Genomic DNA, 13,058 nt, shown 5'->3' with positions numbered 1-13,058 from the left:
AAGCCTTCAGTTAATTTATCGAAAGTTGCTATGAGATTGAGTAATGTAGACTTACCGGAACCAGACTCCCCCATAATAGCTACAAATTCGCCTTCTTCTATTTCTAAGTTCATATTATTTAACGCAGTCGTTGAGTTAAGCCCTCTGCCATATACTTTTTTTACACTTTTCACTTCTAATAACATCATGAATGCCCCTTTCTCATTTCACTTATTATCATAAAATAAAAAAGCGCCAACAACATTCATAATTTCTTACAAATATCGTTGGCAAACTTACAGTTTTGAAAGTTTAGCTAATCTTCTCTCGGAAAATGGATTTTAAATGTTGTACCTTCATTAAGTTTTGAATCTACATCGACCTCATGATTCAGGTGATTAGAAATATGTTTAACAATAAATAAACCTATTCCACTTGATTCTTCATTGAGTCTGCCATTATAACCTGAATAGCCTTTATCAAATATTTTGGGAATATCTGCTTTACTGATACCTACGCCATTATCTTTGATTATAAGTGATTGTTCTGATGCATCGAATTCAATCCATATATCTTTTCCACGTGCATATTTCAAAGCATTGTTGAGAATTTGTTCAATCATTATTGAAGCCCATTGCGCATCAGTTAAAACTTTATCTTCACATTTTTCATAATGAATTCGCGTATGTTGTTCAATAAACTGAATTCTATATTTCATAATAAGTGGGCGAATCAGTTCGTTCATTTCAACTTCTGAAATTGTCATATCGGATTCTTCGTTGAGTAATTTCAAATAACTCAACGCTAAGCTTGTATAGTTATCGATTTGTACGATTTCTTGTCTGACACGATTTACGACATTTTCTTCATTACGTTCAAGTAATAATTGAGAAGCTGTTATAGGCGTTTTAATTTGATGCACCCATGTTAGAAAATAACTTTCTACATCATTACGATATTCCACTTGTTGATTTTTCACTTCTGTTAATTCATTTTCCAAATTATCAATTGTCTCTTTAAGACGCTCATCCTTCTTAAATCCAAGATATTTAATCCACCAATGAATGGATATGACGAGTAAAACGATACCTAGCGCAAGACCGAAAGCACTGAATGGCAATGTAAACAGGAAGAAAATAAGTGCAAATAATATAAATATACATACTACGATTGAGATTTCATTACGAATTGATTTAATAAATGATAGTAACATAATTTTTAAACCCTATATCCGACATTTTTCTTTGTTTCTATAAAATGATCCACACCGATAGATGATAATTTTTTACGTAATCGTGTCATATTTACTGCTAATGTGTTGTCATCGATAAAGTTTTCAGATTCCCAACATTTTTCAATTAAAGTTGTACGACTTACATATTTACCTTCATTTTGGAACAGCATTTTCAGAATTTGAAGTTCTGTTAGTGATAATTGAACCGCTTCGCCTTCCTTAATTAGTTTTGCTTCATCAAGGATAAGTTTACAGCCTTTCACATCCAATTCGTCATTAGACACTGATAGGTCGTATGTTCGTCGTAGCAAGGCTTGGATCTTTGCGATGGTTAACGATAAGTTGAACGGCTTCTCAATAAAGTCGTCACCACCCATTTGAATTGCCATAATTTGATCCATATTATCCGTACGCGAACTTATAAACATAATAGGGACGTTGGATACTTTACGCATTTCTTGACACCAATGAAAGCCATTAAGCGTGGGTAAATTAATGTCTAATAAGACAAGCTGTGGATCCATTTCATGAAAATCTTCCATGATTTTGTCAAAATTCTCAACCACTTTTACGTCGTAGTTCCATTTTGACAATTCATTCGCCAAACTTTCAGCAATCACTAAGTCGTCTTCTACAATGAGAATCTTCATACCTGTTCACCTTTCAACCACATTGTGTAATTTATTTATCCTCTTCTGAATCATAAACTTTATTTTTATCTTTTTCAATTTGGTCTTTTTGTTCTTGAGCCTTTTTACTTCTTCGTCTTTCTTCAAATATACCTAAAGCAATAAATCCAATGATTAAAATTGGAGATAACATAACAAGTATCATCATTTCACCTACTTCAAAGAGTTAGTATTCCTATTATTAATTAAGATTCTGTTTATCCTCATTTTACATGTTTATGACTTAAAAAGACATTTTTAAATAAGTTATTCTATCACGATATTTTGACACTCAATGGCTGTTGGGGTTCGTAAGAAATGTAATTTTTGATTCACTTACTCATGTGTTGAATTTAATTTTAAACAATTTATATTTAAATTCTTTTTAGAATTATATCCATTTACAATTCATTTACTTAAAAATTACTTTTAGTCAAAATTCATATTCTATACTGAAATTGCAATACATAACTATACTTATTTAGGGGGTACCTTAATGATGAATTTTATAAATAAATTGAGTAAAACTACGATAGCAAGTTCAATTGTGGCTGCTTCAGTTTTAGGTGTTTCAAATATTTCACATGCATCTGGAAGTGGCGCAGGGCCAGGAGAAAATGCACAAGGTCAACAAGGGCAAGATGATGCCATCGCGTTTGGTAATACTAAGAATCCTAAAAATGTTATCTTCATGGTTGGTGACGGCATGGGGCCATCTTTCAACACAGCTTACCGTTATTATAAAAATCAACCTGGCGCTAAAAAAATGAACCCTACTGCGTTCGATAAATATTTAAAAGGCACAAATCGTACATATCCTAATGATCCTAAAGAAAATGTAACAGACTCAGCTGCTGGCGGGACTGCTTTCGCCACAGGACATAAAACATACAACGGCGCAATTAGCGTTGATAACAACAAAAAACCTTTAAAATCTGTATTAGAACAAGCTAAAGAACAAGGTAAATCGACAGGTTTAGTAACGACTGCTGAACTTACAGACGCAACACCTGCTGTTTATGCCGCTCATGTTGATTCTCGTGATAAAAAAGACGAAATTGCTCAACAATTTTATAATGATAAAATCAATGGCCAACACAAAGTAGACGTACTGCTAGGTGGAGGTTCTAAATACTTCGGTAAAGAAAATGGTCACCTTGATAAGAAATTCAAAAAAGATGGTTACGATTTAGTTAACAATAAAACACAACTTCTAAATTCTCAAAGTGATAAAGTTTTAGGGACATTTTCTGAAAAAGATATGCCACTTCAAATCGATGCACCATCAAAAAATCCTTTACTCGTTGATATGGAACAAAGTGCATTAAGTAAGTTAGATAAAAATAAAAAAGGATTCTTCCTAATGGTAGAAGGCGCTTCAATCGATAAGGCGGCTCACCCTAACGATGTTACTGGTGTCATGTCTGAAATGAGTGGTTTCGAAAAAGCATTCCAAAATTCAATCGATTATGCTAAAACAAATAAAGATACTTTAGTGATTGCAACAGCCGACCATTCTACAGGTGGTATGACTATCGCTAAAGGTAAAGATTATAAGTGGGATCCAGAAGCCATTCATAAAATGAAACACTCTGGTATGTATATGACTAAAGAGATTGCTTCAGGAAAAGATCCAGAAAAAGTGATTAACGAAGGTTATGGTATTAACTTCCCAAGTAAACAAATGGATAAAGTAAAACAAACTGCGAAAGATTTACGCAAACTTCAAAAAGAAGGTAAAGACGAAAAAGATCCAAAAGTAGCTGCTGCTACAACTAAGTTACAAAATGCAATTCAAAAACCGATCAATGATGCATCACATACTGGTTGGACTACAAACGGACATACCGGTGAAGACGTGAATACTTACGCTTATGGTCCAGGATCAAGTAATTTCAAAGGTAACATGGAAAATACTCAAAGCGCTAAAAACATCTTTGACTTCTTTAAAAATGATGTAGCATCTAACCAAAATCAACAATAATAATAGTAGAGCGTTGTGAGGATATCGGCGTTTAGCCAAGTAACCCTTATATATTACAAAACCCAGTTAGAACCTTTCATCGTTCTAACTGGGTTTTAATTTATAAATCTAAATTGTCTTTATATTTTTTCATTACCTTGTTTAGATTGTTTTCATCTGGATAGAAGTACCACAAGTTGTCGTTCCCAATTTTATTCTCACCTTGGATTGTATCACGTTCAACGTTATCTTGGGCATCATTGTAATTTTGACGCATTTTATTTAACTGACCTAAACTTAAGTCTGTTTTAACATTATCTTCAGCTGCTTTAAAGATTCCATCAATTTTAGTTATTGATCCGATTTGTAAACCTTCTTTAGCCACTGCTTCTATGACTTGTTGTTGACGTAATTGACGGCCACTATCGCCACCAGCGCCCTCTTGTTCACGGCTTCTCATATAAGTTAAAGCTTTATCGCCATTCATATGGTATTTTTGACCTTTATTAAATTGATATCCATGGAATTTAAATGTAGCGTTACTTGTTACATCAACACCACCTAATTGGTCTACAACTGTTTTAACACCATCCATGTTAATTGCAGCATAATGGTCCACTGGCACGTTAGTTAATTTTTCTAAAGACTTTACTGCCATGGTTGGTCCACCATAAGCATAGGCATGATTGATTTTTTCAGTCGTTCCTCTTCCCACAATTTTAGCTCTTGTATCACGTGGAATACTTACCATTACTGTTTTGTGATCTTTAGGATTAATAGACATCATGATTATAGAATCTGTTCTTTGACCTAAATTTTGTTGTTTACGTTCTGAATCTTCATCTATACCATAGATTACAATTGACACTGGATCTCCATCACCCACAGCCTTGTTTCTTAATTCAGATTTATCCCTATCTAATGGATTATGAATTGCGTTACTTAATGAATTTACTTTTGAAAAAATATAAATACCAAATACTATTGCTAATAGTATAAAGACTATTAAAATGGTTACTAGAATTTTAAAGACTAAAGATTTCTTTTTCTTTTCTCTGGCCATGAGTTACCCCCTATTATGCATTTCCTTAATAATATTAATAACATGCTTTAATTGTTCATCAGTCATATCTGATCCTGAAGGTAAGCATACACCATTTTCGAATAAAAATGCACTATTATCTTTATCTTCTTTAAAAAATTCATAACCTTCATACAATGGTTGTAAATGCATAGGTTTCCAAACAGGTCTTGCTTCAATATTATGTTCTTGAAGTTTTTCAATAAGCTCTGTTGCAGTAAAACCTGTCTTCTCACAATCAATTGTTAAAGCAGTTAACCAACGATTGGCTTTTGAATCAGGAAGTTCTGGTTGGAAATTAAAACCACCCAATGGTGACAATTCTTTCTCATACGTACTAAATATCTCACGTCTACGATCGATGTGTTCATCTAATACTTCCATTTGACCTCTGCCTATACCTGCTGATATATTACTTAATCTGTAGTTAAAACCTAATTCACTGTGTTGATAATGTAGAGCCTTATCTCGTGCTTGAGTAGATAAAAACAATGCGTGTGCAATTGCTTTTTTATCATTTGAAATCAACATACCACCGCCACTAGTAGTGATGATTTTATTACCATTGAATGAGAAGATACCAAAATGGCCAAATGTTCCACTTTTCTGACCTTTATATATTGCTCCTAAAGATTCAGCCGCATCTTCAACTAATACAACATTGTACTCATCACAAATTTGTTTAATTTCATCTATTTTAGAAGATTGACCATAAAGGTTAACGGCTATTACTGCTTTAGGTTTAACTCCCTCTCTCTCAAATTTTTCAAATGCTTTACGTAATGCAACTGGTGACATATTCCATGAATCATTTTCAGAATCGATGAATACTGGTTTAGCTCCTTGATACATAATTGGGTTTGCAGATGCACAGAAAGTTAGAGAACTACAGAATACAATGTCATCTCTTTCTACGCCAGCTTCAATAAGCGCTAAATGTATAGCCGAAGTACCGCTACCAACAGCTAATGCTGCTTCACTACCTGTATAAGCCTTAACGCTATTTTCAAATTCTGTAACATTTTCTCCCAACGGGGCAATCCAGTTTTTCTCAAAAGCATCTTGAATATATTTTTGTTCACTTCCACCCATGTGAGGGCGTGATAAGTAAATTCTTTCTTCTTTCAATTTTTCACTCCTTGTATTTTGCTGGCGTACCAATGACTGTTGATTCTGATTTAACATTTTTTATTACTGTGGCTCCTGCACCCACTACACAATGACTTCCAATTTCAACTAATGGCAATACTGTAGCATTAAGAGCTATATGAGATAAATTCCCTACTTTTACTCCTCCAGCTAATACTGCACTTGGGGAAATATGAACATAATCTCCAATTTGATTATCATGTTCAACAATCGCATTAGTATTAATAATGGTATGAATTCCGATTTTACTATCTGCATTTATAACAGCTTTAGGCATAACAACGGTACCATAACCAATTTTAGCACTTGGACTAATTATTGATGACGGGTGAATAAAAACTGGGAAACGTTCAATCGGAATATCATTTTTATTAAATATTTTTTCTCTCACTGTATTATTACCGATTGCTAAAACAAAATAATATTGTGATTTCAATCGATTGATGTCTTTTAGATTATCGTAAATTAATCCATCTTCTTCATAATAATCATTAATGACATCATCTAAGTAACCAGCTAAATGGTAATCAGTGCTACTTTCAATAATATCTCTCACTACTTTTGAATGACCGCCCATACCTATTAATAAAACTGGTTTGCTCATACGTGATTCCCCTTAAACTTTTCAGCTGTAACGTGATTCGGCGCGTTAATATCTTTTTTTGTAATGTATTAACAATCGTTTTATAGATAATATACATATCTAATTTAAATGATTGATTTTCCACATACCACACATCTAGTTTAAACTTAGCATCCCATGAAATTGCATTTCTACCATTTATTTGTGCCCATCCTGTAATTCCTGGTTTAACATTATGACGCTTTTTCTGTTCTTGATTATAGAGTGGTAAATATTCCATCAACAAAGGCCTAGGACCAACTAAACTAATATCTCCCTTTAACACATTGATAAGTTGAGGTAGTTCATCAATACTTGAATTTCTAATAAATCGACCTACAGGTGTCATACGCTGTTCATCTGGTAATAGTTCACCATTTTCATCTTTTGCATCAGTCATTGTACGAAATTTATAAATTTGAAATGGCTTACCATATTGACCTGGTCTTGTTTGTTTAAACAAAACGGGTTTCCCTAACTTTTTAGCTATTAATATCGATGCGCCTAAAATGATGGGGGATGATAAGATTAATCCGGAAGAACTCACTGCAACATCAAAAGCACGTTTAAGCATAGTCAACACACTCTCTTATAAATTTTTATTTCGGTAAATTGTTTCTAGATGTTTCCATATAATTTTACTATCAAATTTATCGATAACTCGTTTTCTAGCGTTACGACCTAATTCGTATCTTAAAGTTTCATCAATGATTAAAGTTTCAGTTTTCTCAGCAATTTTTATATAATCACCTATTTCAACTATATATCCTGTATGCTTATCTTCAACTGTATCTTTAGCACCTGTAGCGTTACTAGTAATTACTGGGATCTCAAGTGCTTGCGCTTCAATACTCACATTGCCAAATCCTTCTCTATACGTAGGGAATAGTAATACATCCATATGATTATAGTAATTTACAGGTTGATCAACATGCCCCGTTAACACAATGTCTTTGTTGTTTGAAATAAAGTTATAGTATTCTTCACCTATTGAATCATCTTTTTCTAATGCGCCCACGATTAAGAGTTTTACTTTGTATCCTTTATCTTTAAGGATTTTAAAACTTTCTATTACTTCACGAATACCTTTATCTTTTACTATTCTTCCCACATAACCTAATACGAAGTGATTTTCTAATTGGTTTTCAATTGAAACTGGTATGTCGTTATACGATTTAGAGAATTTCTCCAAGTTAATTCCATTACTACTTCCGTAACCTAAAACTTGAATATTTCCTTGTTTTTCTAATCTTAAAGATACGATTTTATCTTTTAAACTTTCGGATATAGCTATAACATCCGTGGCACAAAACATTGCTAGTTTTTCCATAGTGTATAGTATTTTATATTTGAAACCATGCACTGTTTCTAGACGTAAACCTCTAACAGTGTAAATTCGCACTGGTCGTCGAGTGATAAATGCTGCTAATGTTCCGATTAGACCAGCTTTGGGTGTACCTGAATTAACAATGAGTGGTTTCTCTTTAAGAAATAATTTTGTCATTTTAAATAATGATATTAAATCTTGTTTTATAGAAATTTCTCTTTCCATGTTAATTGCATGTACAATATCTTTTGGATATGCGTTTTGTTCTTTACCAGCTGAGGATACGATGTGGACATCGAATCCTTTATTTCTTAAATACTCAATTTGGCCGTTCATTAAAGGAATACTTTTTGAAACTGTAACTAAATGAAATATTTTTTTCTTATCCAATCTTTTCCACCTACAGATCAATCATTATTATAAGCGCCATAATCCTTGTTTTGAGCTTACATCGTTATCGTCAATAACACCTTTTATATCAAAAACAATGCCATTTTCTTTAACTAAATTGATATACTCTTTTTTATTTTGAACATAATCTTTATGAGCTACTGCAAATACGACTGCATCTGCCTCTGGTAATTGATCCTTACTTTTTAAATCGATATTGTAAAATTTCTTTGCTTCATCTTTATCTGCTTCTACATCACTAACATGAACATCTAAACCATAGTCTATTAATTCTTCAATAATATGGATTACTTTTGTATTTCTTAAATCTGGGCAATTTTCCTTGAAAGTTAACCCTAGAACATTTACTGTAGCACCTTGTACTTCTAAACCTTGTTTTAATAAACCTTTTACAACGTTAGATGCTATGAATTTTGACATGTCATCATTAATTCGACGCCCTGCTAATATCACTTCTGGATGATGGCCTACTTCTTGAGCTTTATGAGTTAAATAGTATGGATCTACACCAATACAGTGTCCACCCACCAAGCCCGGTTTAAAGTTAAGGAAGTTCCATTTTGTGCCTGAAGCTTTTAACACTTCATTTGTGTCTATATTTAATTTATCAAAAATGAGTGCTAGTTCATTCATCAATGCAATATTCACGTCACGTTGCGTGTTCTCAATAACTTTAGCCGCTTCGGCAACTTTAATTGAAGATGCTTTATGAACGCCAGCTGTTACAACTGAACCATATACTTCTGCTACAATATCTAATACTTCAGATGTTTGTCCTGAAACTACTTTAGTAATTGTTTCAAATGTATGAACTTTATCTCCTGGGTTAATTCTCTCTGGAGAATAACCAACGAAGAAATCATCGCCACATTTAAGACCGGATTCTTTTTCTAAAATTGGTACACAATCCTCTTCAGTTGCACCTGGATAAACTGTTGATTCATAAACCACAATTGTATCTTTAGTTAACTCTTTACCTACTGTCTCACTTGCTTTTAGCAATGGTGTTAAGTCAGGTTTATTATTTTTATCAATTGGTGTAGGTACAGCTACAATGATAAAGTCGGCTGCTTTTAGATCTTCTGATTTCGAAGTGAAATTAATATTTGTCTCTTTTAAATCCTCTGTAGTTACTTCATTTGTTCTGTCATAATTTTCTTTTAACTCATTGATACGACGATCATTAATATCGAAACCAATGACTTCATGTTTTTTCCCAAAAGTAACTGCTACCGGTAAACCTACATATCCTAATCCAACTACTGCAATTTTTCTATTCATTCAATCATTTCCCCTTTATTTGTAATATTCTAAATACCAATCAATAAATTTGTTTACTCCATCTTGAATAGAGGTCTGTGGTTTGAAATTAATATCTCTATATAAATCATCTACGTTTGCATAAGTTTCAGGAACATCACCTGGCTGTAAATCCAAATAATTCTTTTTAGCTTTTTTATTCAATTTATTTTCAATGGCTTCGACAAATTCCATTAATCTCACCGGACTATTATTACCGATATTGTAAATTTTATACGGTGCATATGAAGAACTTGGATCAGGATTTGATCCAGACCAATTCGGATTAGGTTGGGCAGGTTTATTAATTAAGCGACTTATTGCTTCAACAATATCGTCTACATATGTGAAGTCTCGCATCATATTACCATGATTATAAACATCTATAGACTCATCATTTACAACTGCTTTTGTAAATTTAAATAGTGCCATATCTGGTCTTCCCCATGGCCCATACACAGTGAAGAATCTAAGTCCTGTCGTTGGTAAGTCATATAAATCACTATAAGTATGTGCCATTAATTCGTTAGACTTTTTAGTTGCTGCGTATAAACTTAATGGATGGTCAATATTATCTGAAGTTTTGAATGGTTTATTTGTGTTTGCTCCATAAACTGAACTTGATGACGCATAGATTAGATTCCCTACTTTATGGTGTCTACATCCCTCCAAAATATTTAAGAAACCTACTACATTTGAATCTATATATGCCCTAGGATTATCTATACTGTAGCGTACACCTGCTTGTGCAGCTAAGTTAACTACAACTTCAGGTTTCTCCTTGTCGAAAATTTGATCGATAGTTTCATTGTCTTCTAAATCTGTTTTGTAAAAAGTGAAATTTTCATTACCTATTGATTTCAATCTATCCTCTTTTAATTGAACTGAATAGTAATCATTTATGTTATCAATACCAACTACTTCGTATCCTTGATTGATAAGTTTCTTTGATAAATGAGAACCTATAAAACCTGCCACACCAGTAATTAATACCTTCATATTTAGACCTCCTTCATTCTTTTAGCGGGTATACCAACGTATAAACTATTTGGTTCAGTATTTTTAGTCAAAACTGCACCAGCTCCAATAATATTTCTTTCTCTAATGATATTACCTCCTAAAATTCTCACCCCTGAAGCTATCCATACATCCTTTTCAATAATGATTTTCTTAGGACAGATTGCGTTAAATTTAATAGGCATATTTCGATCATCCCATGTGTGTTCAGAGGAAATTAACGTACAATGATTGGCTATGGAAACATTATCCCCGATGAAAATTTCTCCATAAGCATCAATGTAGCTAAATGAATGGATGCTAACGTTTTTACCGATTGTTAACCTATCAATATTTTTTAAACAAACAAATTTACCGACATAAATATTTCTATCAATAAAACTGGCGTATTTCTTTAAATACATATATCTAGAAGTTACTGCTATTTTAGAATCACTTACTGTAAAAACATTCCATATCATATCGCTCAGAGCCTTAGGTAGTTTATTATATGGAATTTGCATTAAATCAATTAATCTATGGGTGAGTTTCATATCAATTTAACCACCCTTTCTTGGTAAATTTCCTCTTATAGTACAAATAGAGTATTAATGATGGTGGTAATACTATAATAGATTGAATTAACAATTCTAAATTTTTAAATCTATACTTAGGATTCAACTTAGTGTCTATCCAAGATACATCAAATAACATTAAGTTGATTATTTTATCTTTTAAATATGGCAATTGTTTATGAGCTAACTTTCGGTACTCACAATAATTTTCAGCTGATTTAAAATAATTCGATTTAACTTTACTACTAATCCCATCCTCTTGATATTCAACATACTTGGTGTTTTTATTAGCAAGGTAACAATCATATAACTCACTAAATTCAAACCATTGATAAGATGGTGGCATATGTCTGGACTTACCATATTGAGGAAACGTCATATTTCGAATAGCATTCGTTTTAAATACGTAACACTTGTCATGCCTTACTTTATATTTATAACGTAAGTCTACCCAATTCACTTTTGTTAGAGGAGGTAGTTTTTCACCAATCACTGTCCCATCTTCGTATGTGTCTAAAGTAATAAGTGCTTTCATACTTTTAAATTTATTAAATTGAGTATTAAAAAACTCTACAGCATCAGGATAAAACCAATCATCACTATCCAGAACAGTAAATAAATCGCCCTGTGCTGATTTCAAGCCAACATTTGTAGCGATATGTTTACCCCCGTTTTCTTGTTTAATATAGCGAATTTTAAAGTGCTCTTCGCTAAATGTTTTAACAATTTCTTCTGTGTCATCTTTTGATCCATCGTCTACAATTAACCATTCAAAGTTATGATCTGTTTGTTTGAGTAACGATTCATATAGTCTTGGTAGCGTATGTGCACGATTAAATGTAGGTGTAAAAATAGTTAACATTTAATTCCCCACCTTTTTAATAATATTCAAGAACTCTTGACCTTTATGCATTTGAATATCTGTACTCTGACTTAAATTCTGTTTAATACTATCTAATAAATTTTTATCATTGTTTAGAAGCTCAATTTTCGAAGCTATTTCTATTGGTTCCATTTCTACAATGAAACCATTTTTACCATCTTGAATTTGCTCAAAAACTGTTTCAAAATTTGTTGCGACAACAGGTGTTGTATAATATAAAGCTTCATCTATAGTGTTAGATTTCCCTTCAAATCTTGAAGGATGCACTAAAATATCAACTTTCTTCACTATACTCCCAGTATTAAACTTGAATCCTAAAGGTATGACTTCATTAGTTAAGTTGTTGTCTTTTATTGCATCATTCAACCATTTTTTTAATTTTCCAGTTCCAACCACGTACCATTTAAATTTAATGTTTCGTTTTTTAAGAATTTTAGCGGCATCGATCAACAAATCAAGACCCTTACCATTATCTAACCGACAAATCGTGGCAAGATTTAAAAAACTCTTATTAATTTCAAGATTTTCATCCGGAATATTTTCATAGAGTTTTATCGGTAAACTATTATAAAAAACATAAGGTTTAATATTAAAAATATTCTCAAAAATATCAGCACACATTTTAGAAACTGCTAACATTCCCGATATTCGACTAAAATATTTTTGATCTATATCGTGATCTCTTTTTAATACTCTATAATCAGTGCGAATCCATCCTATCTTTTTATCGGCACTAATATAATCATGAATGAAATACACAGAATGGCCACCTGACACACCGATAGCGTAATCATAGTGGTTTTCATTGTATTGTGTTTCCCATTTATTTTTAATCCAAAATTTTTGTTTTGCTTTTGTATTATCTTGAAGG

The 13,058-nt window shown here is 32.4% G+C and carries 14 protein-coding genes and 1 pseudogene; 1 reads left to right on the top strand and 14 read right to left on the bottom strand.

The window, feature by feature from the left end; translation table 11 throughout:
- The 4 genes from HMPREF3264_RS01110 to HMPREF3264_RS12725 form a co-directional block, all read right to left on the bottom strand.
- Positions 1-185: ATP-binding cassette domain-containing protein (locus tag HMPREF3264_RS01110; protein WP_141764431.1), on the bottom strand; the 185-nt coding region annotated here is incomplete at its 3' end.
- Between the two features lie 110 nt (positions 186-295).
- On the bottom strand, positions 296-1,192 hold the full coding sequence (locus tag HMPREF3264_RS01105; RefSeq protein WP_070871643.1) for a sensor histidine kinase: 897 nt from the start codon (positions 1,190-1,192) through the stop codon (positions 296-298).
- A gap of 5 nt (positions 1,193-1,197) precedes the next feature.
- On the bottom strand, positions 1,198-1,863 hold the full coding sequence (locus tag HMPREF3264_RS01100; protein ID WP_002444548.1) for a response regulator transcription factor: 666 nt from the start codon (positions 1,861-1,863) through the stop codon (positions 1,198-1,200).
- Between the two features lie 31 nt (positions 1,864-1,894).
- Positions 1,895-2,047: a hypothetical protein gene (locus tag HMPREF3264_RS12725; RefSeq protein ID WP_165764690.1), complete on the bottom strand. Its 153-nt coding sequence runs from the start codon at positions 2,045-2,047 to the stop codon at positions 1,895-1,897.
- A 333-nt stretch (positions 2,048-2,380) separates the two neighbouring features.
- Between HMPREF3264_RS12725 and HMPREF3264_RS01095 the strand changes: the two genes are divergently transcribed.
- Positions 2,381-3,865, top strand: a complete 1,485-nt coding sequence (locus HMPREF3264_RS01095) for an alkaline phosphatase (protein WP_070871927.1) — start codon at positions 2,381-2,383, stop codon at positions 3,863-3,865.
- Positions 3,866-3,965: 100 nt separating this feature from the next.
- Here HMPREF3264_RS01095 and HMPREF3264_RS01090 read toward each other — a convergent pair whose 3' ends face one another.
- From HMPREF3264_RS01090 to HMPREF3264_RS01045, 10 genes and pseudogenes are all read right to left on the bottom strand, one after another.
- Positions 3,966-4,907, bottom strand: a complete 942-nt coding sequence (locus HMPREF3264_RS01090) for an LCP family glycopolymer transferase (RefSeq protein ID WP_070871642.1) — start codon at positions 4,905-4,907, stop codon at positions 3,966-3,968.
- A gap of 3 nt (positions 4,908-4,910) precedes the next feature.
- On the bottom strand, positions 4,911-6,053 hold the full coding sequence (locus HMPREF3264_RS01085) for a DegT/DnrJ/EryC1/StrS family aminotransferase (protein ID WP_277955699.1): 1,143 nt from the start codon (positions 6,051-6,053) through the stop codon (positions 4,911-4,913).
- Between the two features lie 4 nt (positions 6,054-6,057).
- Positions 6,058-6,678 (bottom strand): acetyltransferase, encoded by a 621-nt coding sequence (locus HMPREF3264_RS01080; protein ID WP_002444559.1) that lies wholly within the window; start codon positions 6,676-6,678, stop codon positions 6,058-6,060.
- Positions 6,675-7,270, bottom strand: a pseudogene (locus HMPREF3264_RS01075) (sugar transferase). Before HMPREF3264_RS01075 ends, HMPREF3264_RS01080 begins: the two are co-directional and overlap by 4 nt.
- A 15-nt stretch (positions 7,271-7,285) precedes the next feature.
- Positions 7,286-8,413 (bottom strand): glycosyltransferase family 4 protein, encoded by a 1,128-nt coding sequence (locus HMPREF3264_RS01070; protein WP_083327767.1) that lies wholly within the window; start codon positions 8,411-8,413, stop codon positions 7,286-7,288.
- 27 nt (positions 8,414-8,440) lie between these two features.
- Positions 8,441-9,715 carry a nucleotide sugar dehydrogenase gene (locus tag HMPREF3264_RS01065; protein ID WP_002444563.1) on the bottom strand — a complete coding sequence of 425 codons (1,275 nt, stop codon included), beginning with the start codon at positions 9,713-9,715 and terminating at the stop codon, positions 8,441-8,443.
- 15 nt (positions 9,716-9,730) lie between these two features.
- A complete protein-coding gene (locus tag HMPREF3264_RS01060) occupies positions 9,731-10,732 on the bottom strand; it encodes an NAD-dependent epimerase (protein WP_002444565.1) in 1,002 nt (333 codons plus the stop codon).
- Between the two features lie 2 nt (positions 10,733-10,734).
- Positions 10,735-11,283 (bottom strand): acyltransferase, encoded by a 549-nt coding sequence (locus tag HMPREF3264_RS01055; protein ID WP_002444568.1) that lies wholly within the window; start codon positions 11,281-11,283, stop codon positions 10,735-10,737.
- A 1-nt stretch (position 11,284) separates the two neighbouring features.
- Complete coding sequence (locus HMPREF3264_RS01050) at positions 11,285-12,166, bottom strand: glycosyltransferase family 2 protein (protein ID WP_002444570.1); 882 nt, start codon at positions 12,164-12,166, stop codon at positions 11,285-11,287.
- Positions 12,167-13,058: glycosyltransferase (locus tag HMPREF3264_RS01045; RefSeq protein ID WP_176746797.1), on the bottom strand; the 892-nt coding region annotated here is incomplete at its 5' end.

Origin of the sequence: Staphylococcus sp. HMSC62A08 (assembly GCF_001839105.1) — a bacterium.
Classification (GTDB): domain Bacteria; phylum Bacillota; class Bacilli; order Staphylococcales; family Staphylococcaceae; genus Staphylococcus; species Staphylococcus caprae.
This window is presented reverse-complemented; position numbering and strand designations above follow the sequence as displayed.

Coding starts and splice junctions, on each gene's coding strand:
- HMPREF3264_RS01105 (WP_070871643.1), bottom strand. CDS start 1,192: ATGTTACTATCATTTATTAAATCAATTCGTAATGAAATCTCAATCGTA.
- HMPREF3264_RS01100 (WP_002444548.1), bottom strand. CDS start 1,863: ATGAAGATTCTCATTGTAGAAGACGACTTAGTGATTGCTGAAAGTTTG.
- HMPREF3264_RS12725 (WP_165764690.1), bottom strand. CDS start 2,047: ATGATACTTGTTATGTTATCTCCAATTTTAATCATTGGATTTATTGCT.
- HMPREF3264_RS01095 (WP_070871927.1), top strand. CDS start 2,381: ATGAATTTTATAAATAAATTGAGTAAAACTACGATAGCAAGTTCAATT.
- HMPREF3264_RS01090 (WP_070871642.1), bottom strand. CDS start 4,907: ATGGCCAGAGAAAAGAAAAAGAAATCTTTAGTCTTTAAAATTCTAGTA.
- HMPREF3264_RS01080 (WP_002444559.1), bottom strand. CDS start 6,678: ATGAGCAAACCAGTTTTATTAATAGGTATGGGCGGTCATTCAAAAGTA.
- HMPREF3264_RS01065 (WP_002444563.1), bottom strand. CDS start 9,715: ATGAATAGAAAAATTGCAGTAGTTGGATTAGGATATGTAGGTTTACCG.
- HMPREF3264_RS01060 (WP_002444565.1), bottom strand. CDS start 10,732: ATGAAGGTATTAATTACTGGTGTGGCAGGTTTTATAGGTTCTCATTTA.
- HMPREF3264_RS01055 (WP_002444568.1), bottom strand. CDS start 11,283: ATGAAACTCACCCATAGATTAATTGATTTAATGCAAATTCCATATAAT.
- HMPREF3264_RS01050 (WP_002444570.1), bottom strand. CDS start 12,166: ATGTTAACTATTTTTACACCTACATTTAATCGTGCACATACGCTACCA.